Genomic DNA, 25,230 nt, shown 5'->3' with positions numbered 1-25,230 from the left:
TTAATAATGTTTAATTTGGAGAATACGGATTTATATGTACAAACACATTTTGTACGTTATCTTGTTTCATAAGCGTTTCTTTCACATGCTTTCCAATGCGATGCCCTTCTTCTACAGTAATGTACGGATCTACTGAAACTTTAATATCAACAATAACGTAATGACCATGCTCCCTTGCGTATAAAGAACCGATTTTTTTCACACCATCTATTTGAAGTACTGCTTCTCTAAGCGGAATAACATCTTCCTCATGAAGAACATGATCAAGCGTTGCATGAATTGCCTCTGCCCCAATACTCCATGCCATTTTTGCAACAAGAAGCGAAACAAATAATCCTGCAATCGGATCGGCATATACAAGCCAATCTAATCCAAATTTACCACCAATAATCGCTGCACAAATACCGATTAAAGCTGCAATTGAAGAAAATACATCCGAACGGTGCTCATATGCATTTGCAATAATTGCATCACTATTTACCCTTTTCCCTAATCGGAATTTATATTGAAACATTCCTTCTTTCACGATAATCGAAAGAACAACAGCAAAAATCGTAATCGCTTTCGGTGGTTCTAGTTCCTGCGAAAAAGCTTTTATAGACGAAATCGCTATCTCTATTCCTACAATAAATAATAATACCGCAACAATAATCGCTGAAATTGATTCCGCTTTACCATGACCATATGGATGATCTTCATCAGGCGGCTGCTTTGCTGCTCGCAATCCAAACAGTACAGCTAGCGAACCAATTACATCTGATGCAGAATGCACGGCATCCGCTAATAGCGCTTTACTGTTCCCAATATAACCAATTACCGCCTTTATAATCGCTAATATGATATTACCAACGATCCCGACAATAGCACCAAACTCGGCCTGTTTAAAACGTTCATCTTTTTCCATAATTAAAATCCCTTCTTTTCTTAACCTATCTTTTTAGTTTAACAAAACAGCGATAATATCACACTTTCTTCCATTTTATCATTTCAAAGCCGCTATCTTATTGTATCCACAAACGAAAAAAGAGATGCCTCATAAAGAGACATCATCTTTTTTATACTTGCGGTTCAGATTCTACTTTCTCAACCTTCTTCTTGTTTTTACCCTTTTTCAAACGACGGTTTTCAAGCATTAACCAAATTTGAGAAGCCACGAAAACAGAAGAGTACGTACCTACAACTAAACCAACAAGTAACGCAAACGAGAAGTTACGTAGTGACTCACTACCGAAGATAAGTAACGCAATTACTGGGAATAACACTGTTAATACGGTGTTAATCGAACGTCCAAGCGTTTGGCGAATACTTGCATTTACGATTTCTTCTAAGTCTTTTATATCGCGAACTCGTTTTTTCTGTTTGTATAATTCACGGTTTCTATCAAACGTAACAATTGAGTCATTAATAGAATAACCGATGATTGTTAATACCGCAGCGATAAACGTTAAGTCTACCTCTAACTGGAAAATACTAAATATAACAATCATAACAAATGCATCATGTAATAATGCAAGTACTGCAGATAATGCGTACGTAAATCGGAATCGAATACTTACGTATAAAATGATAACCGCAGAAGCAATTAATACTGCGATAAATGCATTTCGTGCAATTTCTTTACCGATTGTCGGCGAAACTGTACTTACGTTTGGATCTGTACCATATTTATCGTGGAAGAATGTTTTTGTTTTCGCAATTTCATCTTTTGATAGAACACCTAATGTACGAACTGCGAATCCTTTATTGTCATCTCCAGTTGGTACAATATTTTCTTCCTTCACATCAATGTTCAATTCTTTAAAATCTTTATGAACATCAGACACAGTAACTGCTTGTTTTGATTGCAAGTCGATTCGTGTACCACTCGCAAAGTCAATACCAAGGTTCAATTTGAAAATTGGTAAGATAATTGCACCTGCAATTACAACTACAATCGAGAAAACAAGGAATTTATGACCGATATTTACGAAGTTAATACGATCAAATTTTGTCGGTGGATGTACTACACCTTTTGTTAATGGAATAATATCCTTTTGTTTCACACCAAAGTATCCTGGTTTTTTATCGAAGTAGCGGCTCTTTACAAGTAATCCTAGTAAGAAACGAGTACCGAATACGTTCGTAATGAAACCAACTAAAATACTTACGATTAAACTTGTTGCGAATCCTTTTACAGAGCTATTACCATAAACGAATAACACACCAGCTGCTGCAAGAGTCGTAACGTTTGCATCTAAAATTGTTGCTAATGAACGATGGTTACCAGCACGGAATGCTGACATCATTGACTTACCAATTTTCAGTTCTTCTTTCAGTCTCTCGTACGTAATAATATTCGCATCAACTGCGATACCTACCCCGAGCACTAACGCCGCAATACCCGGCAACGTAAGAACTGCATGCATCCAGTTAAAGACAAGTAATGTAACGAAAATGTATAGACCTAACATAATAACCGCTACAAGTCCTGGTAAACGGTAGAATACAAGCATAAATAAGAAAATAAGAGCGATACCAATCGCACTAGCGAAAATCGTTTGCTCTAACGCTTGTTGACCAAATTTCGCTCCAACAGATGTTGAATACATTTCTTTTAAATCAACAGGAAGTGCACCTGCATTTAATAAAGATGAAAGTTGTTTCGCACTTTCAACTGTGAAATTTCCACCTACGATAGATACTTCAGCTTGGTTAAACACTTGACTTACTGTTGCTGCTGATAAGAACTTAGGATTCGGTTTTGCAGATTCTGCTTTATACGAATCTTTTCCTTCTTCAAAATCAAGCCAAATTACCATTAAGTTCGTTGGTGGTGGCATTTTTGAAATTTTTTCAGTTACTTCACGGAATTTTTCAGCGCTTTTTAGTGTAAGACCTACGCTCGCACGGCCTTGCTCATCAAATGTTTGCTTCGCTCCGCCGCCTTTTAAATCCGTTCCATCCATAAGTAGATTGTCATCTACATCACGGAATGTTAATTTCGCTTGTGTCGACAACATCTCACGTGCTTTTTGCTGATCTTGTACACCAGCAAGCTGTACACGAATTCGATCTTGCCCCTCGATTTGAATGTTCGGCTCACTTACACCGAGAACATTGACACGATTTTCAAGAGCACCTACTGTACTTACAAGTGCCTCTCGGTCAATTTTATCACCTTTTTTGGCTGGTTTTACTTCATACAGAATTTCAAAACCACCGCGAAGGTCTAGTCCTAGACTAATTCCTTTTGCTATGTCTTTTCCTGCCGCACCAATTACTCCACCGATTAATAGAACGATGAGGAAAAAGGCGGCAATTCTCGTACCACGCTTTGCCATATGTACCCTCTTTCTGCTACTAACACTTTAAATAAATCTCTTACGATTCACTTTTACACGTGTGCATACGTCTAGTTAGTAGACTTCCTTTCTATAATTTTGCTAGTTCATCACTAGCTGTGTCGGTAAGTTTTTCACAATACCTACACTTCCACTATTTATTTTCTCTCTTCACTACCCCCTTTATATATAATCTTAGACATAATTATTTCCTCATTATCAATACCTATCATTATACTGCAAAAGGAAGAACAAACCAATTGCAGTCAGTTATTTATTTTCATATTCATCAAATGACCAAAGTGGCGCTTGGTACGCTTCAACAGTTAAATATGTCATATACTCATTAGCACTTACTCTTAATACATCATTTACTAATTCATACAATCTAACATCACTGTCTATCTTTTTCCACTTTTTCACTTTGAGAAACTTCCAAATATCATCATCTGTCACTCGGTCGTAACCGAACATGTGAAACTCTTCTACTTTACTTTCTAAAACGACTTGTAACTGTCCGCGGTATGATTCTACCAAAGCCTCTTTATCTAACATACATAACATCTCCTTCTTATTTCAGCACGAAAAGTCGCTTTTAATCCCGCTCTAGTGGACAGCAATAACTACTTTCAAGAGCACTATCATACTTCACTCTCTTAAATGCTTGTCATTCTTGTCTCGTACGTGCATATAAATTATTGTAAATCATTCCACTGATTTTGAGAAGGTAGGAGAAGAACATGACGAGACAAAGCTTTTTAAAAGGCGCATTTATTTTAATGATAGCCGGCTTTATCACAAAAATCCTTGGTTTCATCAATCGTATCGTAATGGCACGTATTTTAGGAGAAGAAGGCGTTGGCCTTTATATGATGGCCGTTCCTACATTCATTCTAGCAATTACATTAACACAAATTGGCCTTCCTGTCGCAATCGCAAAATTTGTAGCTGAAGCGGAAGCTGTGAACGATAAACAAAGAGTTAAAAAAATATTAACAGTATCATTAGCCGTTACATCCGTTATTAGTATCATTTTAACAATTGGAATTATGCTCCTCACACCTATTTTAGCAAAAACATTATTAACCGATGAAAGAACGTACTATCCATTAATGGCTATTTTACCTGTCGTTCCTGTTATAGCCGTGTCTTCTGTTTTACGCGGTTACTTTCAAGGGAAACAAAATATGAAACCTAGCGCTTACGCCCAAGTCATAGAACAAGTTGTCCGCATTACAATTATCGCTATATGCATTCAATTATTTTTACCTTACGGCGTAGAATATGCAGCAGCCGGCGCTATGTTATCAGCTGTTCTCGGTGAAGTTGCATCACTATTATTTTTACTTACTTTATTCCAGCGTGAAAAACATTTATCTATACGCTCCGGATTTTTCACTACTGTAAAAGAAAGCAAAGGGACATTTTATTCTCTTATGGATATTGCTCTTCCAACTACAGGAAGTCGTTTAATCGGCTCCGTTTCATACTTTTTTGAACCTATTGTCGTTATGCAAAGCTTAGCGATTGCTGGCGTTGCTGCCTCTGTCGCAACCCAGCAATACGGTATATTAAATGGTTATGCATTCCCACTTCTATCACTGCCAGCCTTTATTACATATGCTCTTTCTACAGCACTTGTTCCATCTATTAGTGAAGCGATGGCTAAAAGACAGCATAAATTAGTGGAGCACCGTTTACAACAAGCACTTCGAATTTCATTAATTACCGGTGGATGGTCTGTCGTTATATTATACGTATTCGCTTCTCCAGTTTTAACTCTTATGTATGGATCGGATAGTGCAACAGCATTCATTCAGCTTCTTGCACCTTGCTTTTTATTTCATTATTTTCAAAGTCCGCTTACCTCTGTTTTGCAAGCTTTAAATTTAGCACGTGCTGCCATGATGAATACATTTATTGGTGCCATCGTGAAATTAATCGTTATTTTTGTACTAGCTTCACGGCCAGAGTTTCAAATGATGGGGGTTGCCCTTGCAATTGCAGCAAATATAGTAACAGTAACATTTCTTCATTACGCTACTGTTTTAAAGAAAATTACATTTACCATTTACGCAAAGGACTATATTTTTGGCGGACTTGCCATCGGTATCGCAGGCTCCTTCGGTTTTTACCTTCATAAGTATATGATTTTCTCGCATTCACTTGGTATACAAACATTATGGGAAATCACCTTAACAACAATCGTTTATATTATTCTCCTCTTCACTTTCAAACTCATTCGAAAAGAAGAGTTAAGCAGGCTCCCTATCATTCGAAAACTTTCATTTTTGAAGTAAACAGGCTTACTATTTCATATAGTAAGCCTCTAGTTTTCTTTCAAATCAACAAAAAATTGTCCGTTTTGAAAGCTACAGTATAAAATTTGTGTTACATCGTTATAGCCTAAGTTTTTTAATTTTCCAACGAGCCACTCATCTGTATGTTCAATCATCTGCAAATGACTAGATTGAATTTCTCCATCAATAACAAGAGGAAGAGTAAACTGCAATGCATCCTGCCTGCCTTTTGGTTTTTGAAAGACAGATAACTTCCCAGACGGTTCTAAAATAGCATATTCTACATCCCGGATGTCTCCAACGCCTTGTTCCCTTAGTTGCATCATTAAATCATCTATATTATAACGTTGCTTTCTCATCTTCTTTTCATCAATTTTTCCCGCATTTACAAGAATAGCTGGCTCACCTTCTATTAAATGCCGAAAACGTTGATACTTTAACGAAATAACTGACAAAATGATCTGTATACACATAAGAAAAGTCATCGGAACTAGTTGATGCCAAAGTGATTTATCGGTATTTTCAATTGCAACTACAGCCATTTCGCCAAGCATAATGAATACGACTAAATCTAATACACTTAGCTCTCCAATTTCACGTTTCCCCATAAGACGAAAAATAATTAATATGATGATATACAAAAGCATCGTCCGGCCAATTATTGATACCCATTCCATTTCTACATCTCCTTTTTTATCTATAGATTCCCCTATAAAAAAGAAACTAGTCTAACTTAGGCAAAAGGAAAATATGCTTGTATTAAAAAGGGGGAATGTATAAATGGATGGAACGAAAAAATTATCAACTGCGATTGGCTTCGGTATCGTTACCCTATTAATTCTTGCATCAATTACTAGCATGATTATGGCTCTTTTATTGAAATTTACAGATATGAATGAAGGGACATTAGCTGTTACTATTTTTATACTAGCTCTTTTATCTATGCTTATATCCGGATTTACTGCCGGCAAGAAAGCCCAAGGGAAAGGTTGGCTAGTAGGCTTCACAACAGGACTTACATTCACTATACTTGTTTTTCTAGTTAACTATTTAGGCTTCTCTCAAACTTTATCGAACTCACAGTTACTTTACCAATTAGCATTAATGGGTGCGAGTACACTCGGTGGTATTTTCGGTGTAAATATGTCAAAACAAAACAACTAAAAAAGGCCCTGCACATTTCATGCAGGGCCTTCCTCATTAGTTTTTCACAACTTCACGAATCGCATTGCGATCGAAAGTTAAATGTGAACCACCAGATTTAACAACAATTTTCGTTTCATCTACTGATTCGATTGTACCGTGTAAACCACCGATTGTTACGATAGCATCACCTTTTGCTAACTCACTTTGCATTTGAGCAACTGCTTTTTGACGCTTTTGTTGCGGGCGAATTAATAAGAAATAGAAAATCGCAAACATTGCAACGATCATAACGATATTCATCATACCTGGATTCATCTTTTGTTCCTCCTTTTAAATTATGTATTAGAAGTTTTTAGCATTCGGTTTATTAAAGCCATACTGTTCAAAGAACTCTTCGCGGAAATCGCCAAGACGGTCTTCACGAATAGCTTGTCTCACCTGCTCCATTAAGTTTAACAGAAAATGAAGGTTGTGATAAGACGTTAAACGAATTCCGAACGTTTCATCACATTTCATTAAATGACGAATGTACGCACGAGAGTAATTCTTACATGTGTAGCAATCACAATTTGGATCAAGCGGACCGAAGTCTCTTGCGAATTTCGCATTTTTTACAACAAGGCGACCTTCGCTTGTCATACATGTACCATTTCGAGCGATACGAGTTGGAAGTACACAGTCAAACATATCAACGCCGCGAATTGCACCATCGATTAATGAGTCAGGAGAACCTACTCCCATTAAGTAACGTGGTTTATTATCTGGAAGAAGTGGTGTTGTAAACTCAAGTACACGGTTCATAATATCCTTTGGTTCACCAACAGATAGACCGCCTATCGCATAGCCAGGGAAGTCCATTGAAACAAGATCTTTCGCACTTTGACGACGAAGCTCTTCAAACTCTCCGCCCTGTACAATACCGAATAAACCTTGGTCTTGTGGACGTTCATGTGCTTTTAAGCAACGCTCTGCCCAACGGCTTGTACGCTCTACAGACTTCTTCATGTATTCAAAAGTAGCTGGGAACGGTGGACACTCATCAAATGCCATCATGATATCCGAACCTAATGCATTTTGAATTTCCATCGCTTTTTCTGGAGATAAGAATAATTTGTCTCCATTCAAGTGATTACGGAAATGAACACCTTCTTCTTCAATACGGCGGAAGTCGCTTAAGCTAAATACTTGGAAACCACCAGAGTCTGTTAGAATGGCACGATCCCAGTTCATAAATTTATGCAAACCACCTGCTTCGCGTACAATTTCATGACCTGGACGTAACCATAAATGATACGTATTACTTAAAATAATGCCAGAATCCATTGCTTTTAATTCTTCTGGTGACATTGTCTTAACTGTTGCAAGTGTACCAACTGGCATAAATGTTGGCGTATCAAATGAACCGTGCGGCGTATGTACACGTCCTAAACGGGCACCCGTTTGTTTACAAGTTTTAATAAATTCATAACGAATTGCTGTCATAATTTACTCCTTTTATTTGTTTCCCATTTTAGCGTGAGATGCAACGAACATTGCATCACCGAAGCTAAAGAAACGATATTTTTCTTTTACTGCTTCATTATAAGCATGAAGTACATTATCTCTATTTGCAAATGCACTTACAAGCATGATTAATGTTGATTTCGGTAAATGGAAGTTTGTAATTAAACCATCAATTGCTTTAAATTCATAGCCTGGATACATAAAAATATCTGTCCAACCAGAAGCAGCACAAAGCTTGCCGTCATGATCTGTCGCAATTGTTTCTAACGTACGAGTTGAAGTCGTACCTACCGTAATAATACGCCCACCATTCTCTTTCACACGATTTAATAATGCCGCTGTCTCTTCAGACATATGGTAATATTCTGCGTGCATATGGTGTTCTTCAATCGTATCGGCAGAAACTGGTCTAAATGTTCCAAGCCCTACGTGAAGTGTAATAAATGCTAACTCAACGCCCTTTTGTTTTAACTTCTCCAATAACTCTTCTGTAAAGTGAAGTCCTGCAGTCGGCGCTGCTGCTGAACCGATTTCTTTCGCATATACCGTTTGATAGCGATCGCGATCTTCTAGCGTCTCTTTAATATATGGAGGAAGTGGCATTTCTCCAAGTTCATCTAAAATTTCATAGAAGATGCCGTCATATGAAAATTCAAGCTGACGTCCACCTTGATCTGCAGTTCCAATGCAAGTTGCTTTTAATTTCCCTTCGCCAAAAGAGATAACAGTTCCTTCTTTCACACGTTTCGCTGGCTTAACAAGCGTTTCCCACTTATCACCTTCTTCTTGTTTTAAAAGAAGTACTTCAATGTGTGCGCCTGTATCTTCTTTCACACCGTGCAAACGAGCTGGCATTACTTTCGTTTCATTTAAAACTAAGCAATCCCCCTCATGTAAGTAAGAAAGAATGTCCGTAAAATGTTTATGCTCAATATCGCCGGTTTCACGGTCTAACACCATTAATCTTGATGTTTCACGATCTTCTAATGGGACTTGTGCAATAAGTTCTTCTGGTAAATGAAAATCAAACAGATTAATATCCATAACTATATCCACCTATTTCTTATTTGAATCGATTTATTATATACATAATAAAAGATAATACAATACTTAACACAATACATGTAATGATAGGAAAATAAAAGGTAACGTTTCCTTTTTTCACAAAAATATCGCCTGGAAGCCTTCCAATGAACTTCCAAGCTAATCCAACAACGATAAGTAAGATACCTGCTGTAATAAGCAATTTTGGCATCTCCGTCATACTTTTGGCATCTCCATTCCGAAATGCTCATATGCAAGCGGTGTTACGATTCGGCCTCTTGGCGTTCGTTGTAAAAAGCCAATTTGTAATAAATACGGCTCATACACATCTTCAATCGTATGAGATTCTTCTCCAATCGTCGCCGAAACCGTTTCTAATCCAACTGGACCACCACGGAATTTCTCAATAATACCAAGCAATAATTTATGGTCAATATGATCTAGACCTAATTTATCTACTTGTAGTAGTTCTAACGCCATTTGTGTAATTTCCATCGTAACCGTTCCGTTACCACGAACTTGTGCGAAATCTCGTACACGTCGTAATAAACGATTCGCAATACGAGGTGTACCACGAGCACGTCTTGCAATTTCTAGTGCGGCTAACGAGTCAATTTCAACTTCGAATACTTCTGCTGTACGTTCAACAATCTCAGAAAGCTGATCTACTGTGTAATACTCTAGTCTTGAAAGCACACCGAAACGGTCACGAAGTGGCGCTGATAATGCACCTGCACGCGTCGTCGCTCCAACTAATGTAAATGGCGGTAAATCTAATCGTACAGATCGTGCTGACGGTCCTTTTCCAATTACAATATCAAGGCAGAAGTCTTCCATCGCAGGATATAGTACTTCTTCAATTGATCTATGCAAACGATGAATTTCATCAATAAATAATACATCCCCTGGCTGAAGTGCCGTTAATACAGCTGCTAAATCTCCGGGTCTTTCAATTGCTGGACCTGAAGTAGTTCTAACATTTACGCCCATTTCATTTGCAATGATATTCGCAAGCGTCGTTTTACCAAGACCTGGTGGTCCATATAAAAGTACGTGATCTAACGTTTCCTCACGCATTTTCGCCGCTTCAATAAACACCTCTAAATTATGTTTCGCTTTATCTTGGCCAATATACTGACGGAGCGTCTGTGGCCGTAATGAATATTCTAAATCTGCATCTTCATATGCAGATTCCCCTGAAAGGAGACGTTCGTCCATTATACTCACCTCTTACCATTTAGTAAAAGACTAAGTGCCTTTTTAATATACTGATCCGTCGTTAATGATTCTTTTAATAGCTCTGGTACAACGCGAGAAACTTCTCGTTCCGCATATCCAAGTGCGCGCAGAGCTTCCAGCGCCTCATCAAGCTCAGCCGATGAACCTTTTTTCTCATCAAAACGTTCTGCGTCTGAGAATAAATCAACAAATGCATCTGGTACGACATCAGCTAGCTTTCCTTTTAAATCTAAAATCATTTGGCGCGCTGTTTTCTTTCCGACGCCCGGGAATTTCACTAAAAACTTCTCATCTTCATGTTCAATTGCTTGAACGACCTGTCCTGTTTGACCAGAAGCTAAAATTGCAAGAGCGCCTTTTGGCCCAATACCAGACACACCTAACAACTTTGTAAATAATAAACGCTCTTCACGTGTTTTAAAACCGTAAAGTGCCATAATATCTTCTCTCACATAATGATATGTATAGACACGGATTTCTTGCTTACTTCTTTGAAATACATACGGATTTGGTGTAAATATTTGATAACCAATTCCATTATGGTCAATTACGACATATTCCGGTCCTACATGCTCCACGTAACCTGTAACATATTCAAACAAAATACGATCTCTCCCTCTTAAATCATGTATTCCATTTTAACATATTTAATGATAGAAAAGCGAGACTGCCCCAACAAATGTTCTCTATTTGAAACTTCTGTTATTTTCCATTGACAGAAAGTCTAAAGCACCTTAATATACAAAAGTCGATAATGATTATCAATATTAATTAAAGGGGTTACATCAGGATGAAACGTAAACTATTTATTTTATTTACTATTATGCTAGTTGTTCTTTCTATCGTTGGCTGTTCTTCTCAAAAAGAAGAATCAAAAGCAAAAGAACAACCGAAAACAAAAGTTGTAAAACATGCTAAAGGGGAATCTACAATTCCAGTAAATCCAAAGAGAATTGTTGACTTATCTGGATCAACAGAAGAATTATTACTTCTTGGACATAAACCTGTTGGTACAGCAAATACATATAAAGATAAAATTCAAAAGCATTTAACAGAAAAGCTAGATGGAGTAAAAGCAGTAGGTTGGTACTGGGCACCTAAAGTTGATTTAGAAGCTGTTACTGCTTTAAAACCAGACTTAATTATTTTAAATAATCGTCAATTGAAAATTTATGATCAATTAGAAAAGGTTGCACCGACAGTAGTTCTAGAAACAAACTTAGAAGATTGGCGTGGTAAGTTTAAAGAAGTAGGTAAACTATTTGACGAAGAAAAGAAAGCAGACAAATGGATTGCAGACTACGATAAGAAAGCAGATTCTTTATCTAAAAAAATTAAAGAGAAAACAAAAGATGAGAACTTTATGTTCGTCGCAGTTACACCACAAAACTTCCGTGTATACGGTAGCTTCGGGTACGGCGACATCATCTTTAACGACTTAAAACTTCCAGCAACAAAAGGTACAGATTTAAAACAAACGATGGCGCAAGTATCGCTAGAAGGTCTTGTTGCATTCCAACCTGATCAAATGTTTATTGTAAACTTTGGCGGCGAAGCTGATAAAGTTTACGAAGACTACAAAAATAGTGCCGTTTGGAAAGACAATAAAGCAGTAAAAAACAATCATGTATATGAAGTATCAAATGAAATCTTCAATACGAAAGCTTTCAATCCTATCGGGAAAGATATGCTAATTGATGAAATCGCAAAAGAAATTTTAGCTAAGAATAAATAAGAAACAAAGCAGCTCACCATGAGCTGCTTTGTTTCTTATTTTGCAATGCATAATGAATCAAGTATCCAACCATCAGCTGCTTTGTTTCTTATTTTGCACTGCGTATTGCTTCATTTTTTCAATCGTCTTCACAAAACCTTCTTTTGATTTAATGCGAATACCACGCTTCAATTTCGCACGCTCATAACTCTCAAGCTTTTTCATATCAATTTGAAAGAAGGAATGAATCGCATTATCACTTTTCGGTACACCTTTAAAAATTTGTAATATCCCTTCCTCTGATACGCCAAAATAACCGCTAGTCTTTAATAACGGAGAAATATCATCAACTTTCTTTTGTAATACAATTTGTACATCATCACGATCAACGAGCTGCCATTCTTCATACTGCTGTAAAAACTTTTCTAAATCCGCCACTTTTTCTGTAAAGATTTCTTCACTTACTTCTCCATCAACATACATACGCTCTAATAAAATTGTAACTTGAGGGTCTTTCTCTGTCACTTCTGGTACTGGCCCTTCCGCACTCGTTTCATAAGCTAAGCAAAATATCATAACGAAAGCTTGTACTGCAATCAGTATCCATTTCATTTCCGTTCACCTCTTTTAGGCAAGATCAAACTTTCATTAGTAGTTTTTCCGGAAATGGGGGTTTTATCCCTAATTCATAGATTGCTCTCATGAAGACTTATAGAGTCCAATGATTTCTACCTATTTTGAAACGTATTGATTACGTGAAAGCTTTTTTATATCTTTATTTGATTGTACCGTCACTATATAAACCCCAACTAATACGATTATCATCCCAACTATTTGTTGCCACGTAACAGCTGCTCCATATAAGACAACTGATATACCAGTAGCCACAATAGGAGTTAGATTTAAATACATACTTGCTTTGCTTGCACCTAGCTCTTCTACTCCTTTATTAAACACGATATATCCAACTAACGTCCCACATATGACCATATACAACATTTCTATCCATCCCTGTAAAGAAAACGTCCCAACCTTTCCCCATCCATCTTCATATAGAGAAAGGCCTGCTAAAAACACAGTACCCAATACCGTCATACTCATTGTAGTTAACAAAGGGGAGACACCACTCATAACTTTTTTTCCTGTTAAGCTATATAACACCCCACAGATTAACGCAGCTATAAATAAAAAATCCCCCTTATTAAATGACAAAGACATAAGTGTATTCATTGAACCACTTGTAATAACTACTATTACACCGATAAGGGACAAAATTAAACTTATTCCGACTTTTATACTCCAAGACTCTTTAAAAAATAATATTGCTCCCAATGTTACAAAAACAGGCATTGTAGCAATAATAAGCGATCCATTCAGAGTAGAAGTATAGTTAAGTCCCATAAAGAAAAAAACATTATAGCCAAAAATACCTGTTAACGATACAAAGAACAGCCCTTTCCAATTCTTTAATAACAAACTTGTATTCCACTCAGATTTCATAAAAACTATGCCGATTAAAATACAACCTGCTAAACCAAAACGAATTGTTGCCGCAGTAATCGGTGGAATTTCAGTAATAACATGCTCTGCTGTTGCAAAAGACCCACCCCAAAACAAAGGAACAAATAACATAATTACATACATACGATTTATTCTGTTCATTTTCATTACCCCTTTTACGTAAACAGGTTTAAAAGTTTGAACTTGTTTACGTGTTAGTTAAAAAAAATTAATAATTTGACTCTATTGCTTGTAGTAAATCCTTCACCTGTTTTAAAAATTCTCCAGCTATTATAGAATAAAAAATTTCTTTTCCATTTCGATCCGCTACAATTAGTTCTGCTTGTCTTAAAATTTTCAAATGATGCGAAACAGCTGGTCTAGAAATCCTCATTCTATCTGTTATTTGCGTCACATTCATCTGTTTGTTTTCTAACAACAGCATAATAATTTGCTGACGATTCTCATCTCCCAGCGCCTGAAATATAGGTGTTACGACCTGAAATTTCTCTAATACAACTTCTGTATTTCTGCATTCAAAATTCTCCATATCCTATTCATCCCAACCTTTTATATCTAAAAAACATGTAATATATTACCATTAAATAGTAACCCTTTCATATACACTTGTAAATAACTTTATTTTCCGACTTTTATTTCAACAAAAAAGGGAAGATTGGATTCCTCCATTCTTCCCATTACATTCATATAAAATGAAAGACGCCTGCAAAGCAGGCGTCTTGATGCGTTTACGGCGAGAGACCAGGCGACCACATTCGCGTGTTTAGCACTTAAGCATATCTCTCGTCTTACGTAAATTAGCTCATCGCTTTGCTAATATAACATTAATAAAGTATAAGTGCAACATATTTATAAAAAAATCATTTCCTCTTTTACCCAAACAGAATTTATGTAATCTATAAATTGATAAATGTAATATATATGTTACAATTGATATAACAGCGAAATCATAATAAACAGGAGATGGATATTGTGAAAAAAATAAAGGATGAACGTCTGATTCTTCAAACATTAAAAAACGTACGTATTGCCTTCCTTTTTCAATCACTTGGTATAATTGGAATTTTAGGCTATATCGGATTCACTGAAGGAATGGATCAAATTACGAAATCTCCCTTGTGGTTATTATTTATTCTTACAAGTATAGTACTTAGTTATTTACAGTTAAGCGTTTCTATCGATGTAGAAGAAAGCGAAAAAGAAATAAAGTTAACTCCTTATTACAAAATTGTTTTACGTTCTTTTATTGTAGGAACTATTATAGCCATTATTTATATCATTTTCAGTCCAGAAAGACCTCTCTTTGAAGCTATTTTAACAGGTAGTATTTTCTTCATATGCTTTTTAGCTTCTTACTCCATTAGTTATTTTATTAAAAAGCGTCGTTTACAAGACGACGATGAATAAGAGGAAGGGCTACCCCTTCCTCCTTTATTTTGCTATCGCATAGTACCAGTTAAACCGTAACGAATGTCTCGGAACATATTCACTATGTCGCGATTAAAATCGTTTGTAACTGTACCGTTACGTAGGCGTGTACTCATTGCATCGACACGAGTAAACATGTCATTTCTTACAGAGACGTACACATTTCTGTTTCCAACTTCATTTGAAACCGCTTGACGAATTTCGTTCGCCATCGCCGTTTCATTTGTCACTGTGTTACGTGGTTTTACCGCAATCGCCACATCGTTTCCATATACAACTGTAGACACACGGTCTACGTTATTCATACGTTTCACACGATTTGTAATTCTTTCTGCAGTTTTACCATCATTGTTAATGTATGAATTGTTCATTGTAATATTACGCGTTGGATGCGGATTAGCAATTTGACCGTTGTAATTTACATCACGGTAATAGTTATATCCTGTATCGTTACGACCATTTCTATATGTTACATAGTCTGTATAACGATCGTTACGCGCCACATTATCACGATACTGGTGTGTATCATTATAAGATGTACGCTCGTAATTGTAGTTACGTCCATCCATTGCATTGTTATCTTTTGGTGTACCACATGCAGCTAATGCACTGGTAACTAACAAAGAAGCAGCAATCACTTTTACTTTCGTATTCAATACAAAAACCCCCTCTGTTAGAATGAGCTTCTCTTCTGAAAAGCTCCCTCTTATGATGAGTAACAAAGAAGGTTTTTACACTGTTAATATTTCACTGGGGATTTTCTAACATTTGGTGTAAATCTTCCGTTTCCAGAACGAATCCACATACAAAAAAGGTGGGAATAATCCCACCTTTTTTAGACTTCTTCTTCATCCTCTTCTTCTGAAACTGGCTCCCCAAATACATTTGGCGGATCTGGTTGATAATACATCGTTCCAGGCTGTGGTGCATATGCGGATTGAGTTGGTTGATAATATAAAGGATTCGCGTATTGTGGCCCTCCAGGTTGCGGACTATATAGCCTACTCTCTCCCCCGCACCCACAATCTTCCTCTCCTTGCACGAGCGGCGGCATATTATTATCCATTGGCATCATATTTGGATTTGGCATAGACGTATATTGTGGTCCAAACGGCGCTCCTTGCTGATACGGCATTTGATAGGGATTTTGTTGTTGATAATAAGGATTCGGCGGCATCATAGGCTGTTGGTATGGCATTTGATATGGCATCATATTCGGTGGTTGATTATTATCCATGAGTGGCATCATATTTGGCATTTGATTGTTATCCATAATTGGCATCATATTTGGCATTTGATTGTTATCCATAATCGGCATCATATTTGGCATTTGATTGTTATCCATAATCGGCATCATATTTGGCATTTGATTGTTATCCTTAATTGGCTTAATTTGCATTATATTTGGTGGTTGATTGTTATCCATAATTGGCATTATATTTGGCATTTGATTGTTATCCATAATCGGCATCATATTTGGCATTTGATTGTAATTGGCATTATATTTGGCATTTGATTGTTATCCATAGTCGGCATCATATTTGGCGGTTGATTGTTATCCAACATTGGCATGATGTTTGGCGGTTGATTGTTATCCAACATTGGCATGATGTTTGGCACTTGAATATTTGGCGGTATTACTTGTGGAATAACTACATTTTCTTTCGATACATTCGGTGACACGATATTTCCTATATTTTCTTTCTTTACCTGTGGTGATACTATGTTTCCTACATTTTCTTTCTTTACTTGTGGTGATACTATGTTCCCTATATTTTCTTTCTTTACCTGTGGTGATACTATGTTTCCTACATTTTCTTTCTTTACTTGTGGTGATACTATGTTCCCTATATTTTCTTTCTTTACTTGTGGTGATACTATGTTCCCTACATTTTCTTTCTTTACTTGTGGTGATACTATGTTCCCTACATTTTCTTTCTTCACTTGCGGTGACACGATATTTCCTACATTTTCTTTCTTTACTTGCGGTGACACGATATTATCTTTTTTCGTTTGAGGAGAAATGATGTTATTAGGTTTCATTTTAGTAATTTGAGGAGCAATTAACTCGCTTCCTTTTTTAATTACATCTGAAATTTTATATTCCTTTTTCGCTTTTATTGGTGGTTGTGGTGGTTGTGGTAACACATTGACCGAAAACTTCGTATTTTCTTTCTCTGCTGGTTTTTGTTTTTCTATAACAGGTGGCTTTTGAATAACAGACGGTTTTTCTATTGGTTTTTCTATTTGAATTGGCTTTTCTTTTTGCACTTCTTTTTGTGGCTTTACCTGTACTTCTTTTTGCGGTTTCACTTGCATTTCCTTCTGTGGCTTTACCTGTACTTCTTTTTGTGGTTTTACTTGCACTTCTTTTTGCGTTTGTTGCATAGCCGGTTGCTGTGTAATTGGTGCTGATTGATACGAAACTTCTTCCTCATCTTCTATTCCAAGTGGCGTTGGCGTTGCTGCAAATTCTTTTTGTTGCACTTCTTTAACATATTGTTTTGGAGGTGCTGAACCTGCTCCAGCATGCTGTTTTACGTGAACGCTGTTTGACGGTACTTTAATTTTCATACCTGGCATGATTAAATCCGGATTACTAAGTTGTGTATTTGTTTTTTTCAACGTATCAAAATCTACTCCGTACTTTTTCGCAATTTTCCAAAGGGTATCCCCTTTTTGCACAATATGAATTTTCAAATTTTCCCCCTCCTGTATAACTTATCTATAAGTAACAAATCTCATGAAGTAACACCTTCTAAATAACATGAACTTCTTTTCACTTTTAACACTTCTTCTATTTCCAATATAGTTCGAAGTGGAATAAGTATAAAAAAATCGCAATGATTTCTTCAAAACAATGTATGCCCATTTCGTTCTCGTTATGATTATGTGTATGAAAAAAAGCACCGGGAATCCCGCTGCTTCATACACGCTCTAACATACGATTTAATGCAAGAACCGCTTCTTCAGTCACTTGTTTATCTACGCTAATAACGTTAATTTCTTCTCCTCTTTCTATCGTTTCAAGCGCCCATAATAAGTGCGGCAGATCAATTCGGTTCATCGTTAAACACGGACACATAAATGGATTAAGTGAAACAATTTCTTTATCTGGATGTTGCTGAATAATTCGGTTCACTAAATTCATTTCTGTACCAATTGCCCATTTACTTCCAGATGGCGCTGATTCAATCATATCAATAATATATTTCGTTGACCCTGCATAATCCGAAGCAGCTACAACTTCATAGCAACATTCCGGATGTACAATAATATTCATATCCGGATGATTTTTCCGTACGTTCTCAACGTCCTTCACTGTAAAGTTTTGATGAACAGAGCAATGACCTTTCCATAAAATCACTTGAATTTCTTCTATATCTCCATCGTATTCTAATGAATCTGTATGCGGATCCCATACTGCCATTTTATCTAACGGGATACCTAAGTCGTACGCTGTATTTCTTCCTAAATGTTGATCTGGTAAAAAGACGAGACGCTCTTTTTGTGTAAACGCCCAAGATACCATTTGTTTTGCATTAGAAGAAGTTACTGTTGCTCCGCCATTACGACCGCAAAACGCTTTAATTGCAGCTGTAGAGTTGACATACGTTAACGGAATCATCGTATCTCCAAATAATTTCTTAAGCTCTTTCCACGCTCTTTCTGTTTGTTCGATATCTGCCATATCTGCCATCGAACAACCTGCACGCATATCTGGCAAAATAACGATTTGATCATCTGTCGTTAACATATCAGCTGTTTCTGCCATAAAGTGTACACCACAAAACACAATATATTTTGCTTCTTTATTGCTCGCTGCAACTTGCGCAAGCTGCAGCGAATCCCCTGCTGCATCAGAAAATTGTACAACTTCATCTTTTTGATAATGATGCCCTGGTATAAATAGTGTTTTCCCCATTTTTTCTTTAATTTCACGAACACGCTTTTCCATATCTTCTGTTAACATCGTGTAATAACGCTCTGGTAACATCGTTTCAATTGGTTGCACTTTTTCTAAAATACTCATATCCCTTTCTCCCCCTCTAAGCCACTTTCCTTACGCCTCAATATTGAAACTAATATCAAGTGCTTTCACTGAATGTGTTAACGCTCCAAGTGAAATATAATCTACCCCCGTTTTTCCGTATTTCGATAAATCTTCAATTGTAATACCTCCTGAAGCTTCTGTAACGATGGCACTTGGTACAATCTTTGAAAACTCTCGAATCTCATCTGGTGTACGGTTATCAAACATAATAATATCCGCACCAGCAGCTACAGCCTCTCTCACTTGTTCCTCCGTTTCTGTTTCCACTTCTACTTTTACCATATGTCCTAACTTCTCTTTCACCGATGTAACAGCTTTCGTAATAGAACCAGCAAAAGCAATATGATTGTCTTTAATCATGACACCATCATATAAACCGAAACGGTGATTAAATCCACCTCCGCATACGACTGCATACTTATCAAACATACGTAGCCCTGGCATCGTTTTTCGCGTATCACAAATACGCGTATGACTGCTATCTAAAGCAAGAACAGCTTTATGTGTCATCGTCGCTATCCCGCTCATACGCTGAATAACATTTAATATAACGCGCTCTGCCGTTAATAACGAAGCAATTGGCCCTTGGACAGTTGCTATTATTTCGCCTTTTTCTACAAGATCTCCATCTTTTTTATGAAGCTCCACTTCAATTCTCTCATCAATTAATTTAAAACCTTCTTCAATTACTAAACGTCCCGCAAAGACCCCTGTATCTTTCGCAAGAAACGTTCCTTTTGAAAGTAAATTGTCTGGAAAAATAAGCTGAGATGTTACATCTCTTTCTCCTATATCTTCTAGAAAAAATCGATTTAATGCTTCTTTAACCTTTATCGTATTCATAAAGCCCCTCTCCCCCTCATTACACAAGTTGTAGTTTTCTTTTCACTCGAATGATCTCTTTTTTTACACTATTTCTATGTGGATAATCACTTCGATAATGGCCACCTATGCTTTCTTCCCTTTGCAAAGCTGATACGACGATAAGCTCACACACTGTTAACATATTAATAAGCGTTATCTCTTCATTTGTAAGAGCATCATGTTGCAATATCATATTTCGAACACCGTACTTACTAAGCCATCTCTTTGCATAAGATAGACTTTGCTCTGTTCGCACAATCCCAACATATTTCATCATGCATTCTTGTATTTCTTCTTTCGTCGGCAAATGATTCAGAACGATAAATTTCTTTTCCTTCTCAGCGAAGTTGTTCAATCTGCCTTTTGTCGCTTTCGTTAAAATATGTTTTCCTATTCTTTTTCCAAACACAAGACCTTCTAATAATGAATTACTTGCTAACCTATTTGCTCCATGAACACCATTACAAGCTACTTCACCGACCGCATATAAATTTGGAATGGACGTCTCTCCATCACAGTTCGTTTTCACACCGCCCATATGAAAATGAGCACCGGGTACGACCGGAATGCATTTTTCATTTATATGAACACCATTCTTTATACACAATGATGATACAGTCGGAAAACGTTCTTCGAAATTTTGGATAGACTCAATATTCAAATACACTTTTTCACCCGCCAAAAGCTGTTCATGAATCGCTCTTGCCACTACATCACGCGGCGCAAGATCGTGATCAGGGTGTATATCCATCATAAAACGCTGCCCTTTTCCATTTATAAGGACAGCTCCTTCACCACGGACAGCTTCAGAAACGAGACCACAGCATCGCTCGCTCGCGTATAACATCGTTGGATGAAATTGTACAAACTCTAAATCTACGAGCTCCCCACCTGCGCGGTACACCATTGCAAGTCCATCACCCGTAATTGTTTTGTCGTTAGAAGTAAAGCCGTATAAGCCACCAATCCCGCCTGTTGCTAACACCGTATCATCTGCAACGTAACGCTTCAGCTTCCCTTCACTATTCCTTGTTAAAACTCCAACACATTTATCATTTTCTATAATAAAATCGAGCACCATTTCCTGTTCCACGACCGTAACGTGCGGAGCTACTTCTTGAATGAAATGCTCTAATAAATTCTTTCCTGTTGCATCGCCACCTGCATGTAAAATACGACGCTTTCGATGTGCACCTTCTTTTCCAAGATGGGGACCCGTTTCATCTCCATCAAATTTCATTCCATTTTCAATGAGATTATTCATTTCTTTCGGCCCTTCTTCAACTAAATAACGGACCGCATCTTCCTTGTTATAATGACATCCTGCTACTAACGTATCTTCAAAATGATCATTCGGATTGTCATATGTAGCTACCGCTGCGGCAATTCCACCTTGCGCTAAGTATGTATTATTATTACGATTCGTTTCCTTTGTGATAATAATCACATTCTTTTCGTGACAAATCTCTTTCGCAACACGAAGTGCCGCAACTCCACTTCCAATAATTAAGACATCTGCACTTGGCATAATCGTTGCCTCCTACTTTACACTTTTCAACTGTCTTGACACCTATATTTACATAGTTTTAAAATAATGACAAGAGTTTTTTTATAATTCTTATTTTCACTACCATTTTAAAAATACAAGAAATGTAACTCTTACTAGAGAGAGGACCTTACATGATGATATATCTTGACTATGCAGCAACTACACCTATGAGCGCGGAAGCATTACAAACATATATGAAAGCAGCATCACAATACTTCGGAAACGAACAAAGTTTACATGATATTGGAGGAACAGCCTCTTCTTTATTACAATTGTGCAGAAAAACATTTGCTGAAATGATTGGCGGAAAGGAACAAGGGGTATTCTTCACAAGCGGTGGTTCGGAATCCAACTACCTTGCGATTCAATCCCTTCTAAATGCCCGAAATAAGAAGCATATTATTACAACACCTATGGAACACGCATCCATTCGAAGTTATTTTCAATCCTTACAATCACAAGGGTATACAATTACTGAAATTCCTGTTAATAAAGATGGGCTAATTCATTTAGATGATCTAGAAACAGCTATTACAGAAAATACTGTTCTAGCAAGCATACAGCACGGAAACTCTGAAATTGGAACCGTTCAAAATATCGCAGAGATTGGGAAACTCTTAAAAAAATATAACGTTTTATTCCATTCAGATTGTGTGCAAACATTTGGTAAACTTCCTATCCATGTTTTTGAGATGGGGATTGATAGTCTTTCTGTTTCAGCACATAAAATATACGGACCAAAAGGTGTTGGCGCTTGCTATATAAACCCGCAAGTTCGCTGGACACAAATATTCCCAGGAACCTCTCACGAAAAAGGGTTTCGCCCAGGCACAGTAAACGTTCCTGGCATCGCATCTTTTTTAACGGCTGCTGAGAATATATTAAAAAACCAACAGGAAGAAAACTTACGTTTTAAGGCGTTACGATCCTACTTTTTAGAGCGATTACACACAATTCCGCTAGAAATTGAAGTAGAAGGTCATTCTACTTCTTGTTTACCACATATTATTGGGGTTACAATAAAAGGAATAGAAGGTCAGTATACAATGCTAGAATGTAATCGCCGCGGTATTGCCATTTCTACGGGAAGTGCTTGCCAAGTCGGTAAACAAGAACCTTCGAAAACAATGCTTGCAATTGGAAAAACGTATGAAGAGGCAAAACAATATGTCCGCTTCTCTTTCGGGCAACAAACAACGAAAGATCAAATTGATACTACTATTCATGCACTACACACAATTGGAAATCAATTTTATAGAGGTGTTAAATCATAATGAAACAAAATGACCAAAAAAAGATTTTAGGTGAAGAAAGACGACAGCTTATCCTTCAGTGGCTTCTTGCTGCAAATGAACCGTTATCGGGTAATGAACTATCGAAAAAGACGAACGTAAGTAGACAAGTTATCGTACAAGATATTTCCTTGCTTAAAGCACGAAACGAACCAATTATCGCGACTGCTCAAGGCTATTTATATTTAAAACCACAAGAGAAACAACAAGCTTTCGAACGCGTAATTGTATGCCAACATAAACCAGCGGAAGTACGTCAAGAACTGACAATGCTTGTTGATCACGGTGTTACGATTAAAGATGTAAAAGTTGAGCATCCTGTATACGGTGACTTAACAGCATCCATCATGGTAAGTAATCGATTTGATGTCGAGCAATATTTACAAAAAATCGAAAACACAAATGCTTCCTATCTATCGCAATTAACAGACGGTATTCACTTACATACAATTGAAGCAGATTCTAAAGAAAAATTAGATGCTGCTTGTGAGGCTTTAGATAAAGCAGGATTTCTCGTTTATTAATGTAAAGCACAGAGTTTTTTTATCATTCTCTGTGCTTTTTTAATGCTATAATATTGTAATCAATCGTAAAGGAGCTCAAAGATGGGAATTGAACTCGTTCACTTTAGCATTGGCAAACCGAAACAAATGAAATATGGCGAAGATAAAGAAATGATAACAGGTATATGTAAAGATTCTACCGAAGAAGCTTTCCTCTCAAAAGATGGCTTCCTTGGCGATGACGTAGCGGATTTAAAACATCACGGAGGGCCTGACCGCGCAGTTTGTGTGTACTCACACGAGCATTACGCACTATGGGAAGAGGAATTTCAAACTACGCTTCCAGCTTCCACATTTGGCGAAAACATTACCGTAACAAATATGTTAGAGCGTGATGTTTGCATCGGAGATACATATCAACTAGGTGAAGCAATCATTCAAGTGACGCAAGCCCGCGTACCCTGTAGCACAATCTCAAAACGTCTTGGCATCCCTGGCATTTTGCCGCGCATTGTAGCAACTGGATTTACTGGCTACCTATGCCGCGTTCTTCAAGAAGGTACTGTACGTAAAGATTCAAAAATTACATTACTAGAACGTCAACCGAGCAATGTTTCTGTCTTGTTCTCTAACGAAATTTATTTTCATAATAGAAAAGATAAAGATGGCATTGAAAAGATTCTTGCTGTAAAAGAGCTAGCTGATATTTGGCGTGATCAGTTAGAAGATCGTCTTGCGAAGTTAAAATAAAGAATCCCACCATTATAGGTGGGATTTTATTTATCTATCAGACGGTATACTACCGACTTAACTACAAACACTCCCCTTACAACCAATAAGAAGAATAACTCCCCAGCACCGTAACAGAAAAACCAAGTGCTTCAAGTTCCATCGTTACGCCTGGCAGTAATACGTCATCGTATGCTTTATCGACATCGATTAAGAAAAAGTAATTTCCGAGCCCTGTTTTCATGGGGCGCGATTCGATTTTGGATAAGTTTAATTTTCTCCATGCGAAAGCTGATAACACTTGATATAGCGCTCCTGCATAATCAGCAGGTAACGTTATCATAAGCGTCGTTTTCTCTCCGCGGTTTTCTCCGTTATTTGGGAGTATTGCTTTCTTTCTCTTATGGAGCACGAGGAAGCGTGTATGATTATTTTTATGTGTATGAATGCTACGTCTTACAATCGTTAATCCGTATTTTTCTGCAGCTGCTTCATTTGCAATGGCAGCGATTTTTTCTTCAGGGTGTTCTTTCACATATTGCGCAGCGGCACTTGTTGATGTCATATCTCGGACAGTTACCCCTTTTAGTTCTTCATTTAAAAACTTATGACATTGTGCAATAGCATGTGGATGAGAATGCACTGCATATACTTCTTCCCACACTTCTGCATACTGCGGATGTACAAGTAAATGTTGCTGAATTGGCACTGTTATTTCTCCTACAATGGAAAGCGGCTGCTCATGTACAAGATAATCAACCGTTATATTCACTGAACCTTCTATGGCATTTTCTAGTGGTACCACTGCATAATCTACATTTCCATTTGCAGCTGCATCAATACAATCTGGAATCGTTCGATACGGTACATGCTCTGCTTCCGGAAAAAAACGACTCACCGCCATATTTGTAAATGTTGCTTCTGGTCCTAAATATCCTACTCGAATCATCGTCTTTTCCCCTCTTTTTCGTTTTCTTACTGTTATACCATACTTTTTTATATTCTTCTATGTAAATTTCGAATA

26 protein-coding genes and 1 pseudogene are annotated in these 25,230 nt (G+C 37.1%); 7 read left to right on the top strand and 20 right to left on the bottom strand.

Annotated features, from left to right (window positions below):
- Positions 1-10: 10 nt before the first annotated feature.
- The 3 genes from DN390_RS04745 to DN390_RS04735 form a co-directional block, all read right to left on the bottom strand.
- The gene (locus DN390_RS04745; RefSeq protein WP_060632372.1) at positions 11-904 is read right to left on the bottom strand and encodes a cation diffusion facilitator family transporter; all 894 of its coding nucleotides are present in this window, start codon (positions 902-904) and stop codon (positions 11-13) included.
- Between the two features lie 151 nt (positions 905-1,055).
- Positions 1,056-3,320 carry a protein translocase subunit SecDF gene (gene secDF, locus DN390_RS04740; RefSeq protein ID WP_060632373.1) on the bottom strand — a complete coding sequence of 755 codons (2,265 nt, stop codon included), beginning with the start codon at positions 3,318-3,320 and terminating at the stop codon, positions 1,056-1,058.
- 270 nt (positions 3,321-3,590) lie between these two features.
- A complete protein-coding gene (locus DN390_RS04735; protein ID WP_000884549.1) occupies positions 3,591-3,875 on the bottom strand; it encodes a post-transcriptional regulator in 285 nt (94 codons plus the stop codon).
- A gap of 185 nt (positions 3,876-4,060) precedes the next feature.
- Between DN390_RS04735 and spoVB the strand changes: the two genes are divergently transcribed.
- Positions 4,061-5,620: a stage V sporulation protein B gene (spoVB, locus tag DN390_RS04730; protein ID WP_097951223.1), complete on the top strand. Its 1,560-nt coding sequence runs from the start codon at positions 4,061-4,063 to the stop codon at positions 5,618-5,620.
- A gap of 29 nt (positions 5,621-5,649) precedes the next feature.
- Here the strand turns inward: spoVB and DN390_RS04725 are convergent, their stop codons facing one another.
- A complete protein-coding gene (locus DN390_RS04725; protein WP_147806713.1) occupies positions 5,650-6,297 on the bottom strand; it encodes a DUF421 domain-containing protein in 648 nt (215 codons plus the stop codon).
- A gap of 103 nt (positions 6,298-6,400) precedes the next feature.
- Between DN390_RS04725 and DN390_RS04720 the strand changes: the two genes are divergently transcribed.
- Positions 6,401-6,784: a TIGR04086 family membrane protein gene (locus tag DN390_RS04720; protein ID WP_060632376.1), complete on the top strand. Its 384-nt coding sequence runs from the start codon at positions 6,401-6,403 to the stop codon at positions 6,782-6,784.
- 36 nt (positions 6,785-6,820) lie between these two features.
- On the opposite strand, the gene yajC is transcribed toward DN390_RS04720, so the two are convergent.
- Genes yajC through ruvA form a run of 6 tightly spaced genes read right to left on the bottom strand, consistent with a single transcriptional unit; the run spans position 6,821 to position 11,154 of the window.
- Entirely contained in the window at positions 6,821-7,081 is a 261-nt protein-coding gene (gene yajC, locus DN390_RS04715; RefSeq protein WP_025151210.1) for a preprotein translocase subunit YajC, read from the bottom strand.
- A gap of 27 nt (positions 7,082-7,108) precedes the next feature.
- A complete protein-coding gene (gene tgt, locus DN390_RS04710; RefSeq protein WP_000125371.1) occupies positions 7,109-8,248 on the bottom strand; it encodes a tRNA guanosine(34) transglycosylase Tgt in 1,140 nt (379 codons plus the stop codon).
- A gap of 12 nt (positions 8,249-8,260) precedes the next feature.
- Positions 8,261-9,313, bottom strand: a complete 1,053-nt coding sequence (queA, locus tag DN390_RS04705; protein WP_060632377.1) for a tRNA preQ1(34) S-adenosylmethionine ribosyltransferase-isomerase QueA — start codon at positions 9,311-9,313, stop codon at positions 8,261-8,263.
- Positions 9,314-9,332: 19 nt separating this feature from the next.
- Positions 9,333-9,533 carry a DUF2905 domain-containing protein gene (locus DN390_RS04700; protein ID WP_000138162.1) on the bottom strand — a complete coding sequence of 67 codons (201 nt, stop codon included), beginning with the start codon at positions 9,531-9,533 and terminating at the stop codon, positions 9,333-9,335.
- On the bottom strand, positions 9,530-10,531 hold the full coding sequence (gene ruvB / locus DN390_RS04695; RefSeq protein WP_046197784.1) for a Holliday junction branch migration DNA helicase RuvB: 1,002 nt from the start codon (positions 10,529-10,531) through the stop codon (positions 9,530-9,532). Before ruvB ends, DN390_RS04700 begins: the two co-directional genes overlap by 4 nt.
- Before the next feature lie 5 nt (positions 10,532-10,536).
- The gene (gene ruvA, locus DN390_RS04690) at positions 10,537-11,154 is read right to left on the bottom strand and encodes a Holliday junction DNA helicase RuvA (RefSeq protein ID WP_060632378.1); all 618 of its coding nucleotides are present in this window, start codon (positions 11,152-11,154) and stop codon (positions 10,537-10,539) included.
- Between the two features lie 188 nt (positions 11,155-11,342).
- On the opposite strand from ruvA, the gene DN390_RS04685 reads away from it, so the two are divergent.
- Entirely contained in the window at positions 11,343-12,287 is a 945-nt protein-coding gene (locus DN390_RS04685; protein WP_063222845.1) for an iron-hydroxamate ABC transporter substrate-binding protein, read from the top strand.
- Between the two features lie 72 nt (positions 12,288-12,359).
- On the opposite strand, the gene DN390_RS04680 is transcribed toward DN390_RS04685, so the two are convergent.
- The 3 genes from DN390_RS04680 to DN390_RS04670 all read right to left on the bottom strand — a co-directional run bounded on the left by DN390_RS04680 (position 12,360) and on the right by DN390_RS04670 (position 14,316).
- Positions 12,360-12,878, bottom strand: coding sequence for a BofC C-terminal domain-containing protein (locus DN390_RS04680; protein ID WP_147806712.1), 519 nt, complete (start codon positions 12,876-12,878; stop codon positions 12,360-12,362).
- 120 nt (positions 12,879-12,998) lie between these two features.
- The gene (locus tag DN390_RS04675) at positions 12,999-13,928 is read right to left on the bottom strand and encodes a DMT family transporter (RefSeq protein ID WP_147806711.1); all 930 of its coding nucleotides are present in this window, start codon (positions 13,926-13,928) and stop codon (positions 12,999-13,001) included.
- A 67-nt stretch (positions 13,929-13,995) separates the two neighbouring features.
- Positions 13,996-14,316 carry an ArsR/SmtB family transcription factor gene (locus DN390_RS04670; protein ID WP_060632382.1) on the bottom strand — a complete coding sequence of 107 codons (321 nt, stop codon included), beginning with the start codon at positions 14,314-14,316 and terminating at the stop codon, positions 13,996-13,998.
- A 443-nt stretch (positions 14,317-14,759) separates the two neighbouring features.
- Here DN390_RS04670 and DN390_RS04665 point away from each other — a divergent pair, with 443 nt between their 5' ends.
- The gene (locus DN390_RS04665) at positions 14,760-15,194 is read left to right on the top strand and encodes a hypothetical protein (RefSeq protein ID WP_060632383.1); all 435 of its coding nucleotides are present in this window, start codon (positions 14,760-14,762) and stop codon (positions 15,192-15,194) included.
- A 32-nt stretch (positions 15,195-15,226) separates the two neighbouring features.
- Here the strand turns inward: DN390_RS04665 and DN390_RS04660 are convergent, their stop codons facing one another.
- The 6 genes and pseudogenes from DN390_RS04660 to nadB all read right to left on the bottom strand — a co-directional run bounded on the left by DN390_RS04660 (position 15,227) and on the right by nadB (position 21,661).
- Positions 15,227-15,871: a YhcN/YlaJ family sporulation lipoprotein gene (locus DN390_RS04660; protein WP_097951216.1), complete on the bottom strand. Its 645-nt coding sequence runs from the start codon at positions 15,869-15,871 to the stop codon at positions 15,227-15,229.
- Between the two features lie 179 nt (positions 15,872-16,050).
- Positions 16,051-16,677: a hypothetical protein gene (locus tag DN390_RS31585; protein WP_370513468.1), complete on the bottom strand. Its 627-nt coding sequence runs from the start codon at positions 16,675-16,677 to the stop codon at positions 16,051-16,053.
- Positions 16,678-17,758: 1,081 nt separating this feature from the next.
- Positions 17,759-17,915: pseudogene (gene safA / locus DN390_RS31580) on the bottom strand (SafA/ExsA family spore coat assembly protein); the annotation flags it as partial.
- Between the two features lie 226 nt (positions 17,916-18,141).
- Positions 18,142-19,248: a quinolinate synthase NadA gene (gene nadA, locus DN390_RS04650; RefSeq protein ID WP_147806710.1), complete on the bottom strand. Its 1,107-nt coding sequence runs from the start codon at positions 19,246-19,248 to the stop codon at positions 18,142-18,144.
- A gap of 30 nt (positions 19,249-19,278) precedes the next feature.
- A complete protein-coding gene (nadC, locus tag DN390_RS04645; protein ID WP_060632387.1) occupies positions 19,279-20,112 on the bottom strand; it encodes a carboxylating nicotinate-nucleotide diphosphorylase in 834 nt (277 codons plus the stop codon).
- Positions 20,113-20,131: 19 nt separating this feature from the next.
- Positions 20,132-21,661, bottom strand: a complete 1,530-nt coding sequence (gene nadB / locus DN390_RS04640) for an L-aspartate oxidase (RefSeq protein ID WP_147806709.1) — start codon at positions 21,659-21,661, stop codon at positions 20,132-20,134.
- Positions 21,662-21,813: 152 nt separating this feature from the next.
- Between nadB and DN390_RS04635 the strand changes: the two genes are divergently transcribed.
- From DN390_RS04635 to DN390_RS04625, 3 genes are all read left to right on the top strand, one after another.
- A complete protein-coding gene (locus DN390_RS04635) occupies positions 21,814-22,956 on the top strand; it encodes an IscS subfamily cysteine desulfurase (protein ID WP_097951042.1) in 1,143 nt (380 codons plus the stop codon).
- Positions 22,956-23,498: a transcription repressor NadR gene (locus tag DN390_RS04630; RefSeq protein ID WP_000812240.1), complete on the top strand. Its 543-nt coding sequence runs from the start codon at positions 22,956-22,958 to the stop codon at positions 23,496-23,498. Before DN390_RS04635 ends, DN390_RS04630 begins: the two co-directional genes overlap by 1 nt.
- 81 nt (positions 23,499-23,579) lie before the next feature.
- Complete coding sequence (locus tag DN390_RS04625) at positions 23,580-24,227, top strand: MOSC domain-containing protein (RefSeq protein WP_147806708.1); 648 nt, start codon at positions 23,580-23,582, stop codon at positions 24,225-24,227.
- Between the two features lie 76 nt (positions 24,228-24,303).
- On the opposite strand, the gene pheA is transcribed toward DN390_RS04625, so the two are convergent.
- Entirely contained in the window at positions 24,304-25,155 is an 852-nt protein-coding gene (gene pheA, locus DN390_RS04620; protein ID WP_060632392.1) for a prephenate dehydratase, read from the bottom strand.
- Positions 25,156-25,230: the final 75 nt, after the last annotated feature.

The organism is Bacillus sp. SH7-1 (genome assembly GCF_008042405.1).
In the GTDB taxonomy this organism is placed as follows: Bacteria; Bacillota; Bacilli; order Bacillales; family Bacillaceae_G; genus Bacillus_A; species Bacillus_A thuringiensis_N.
This window is presented reverse-complemented; position numbering and strand designations above follow the sequence as displayed.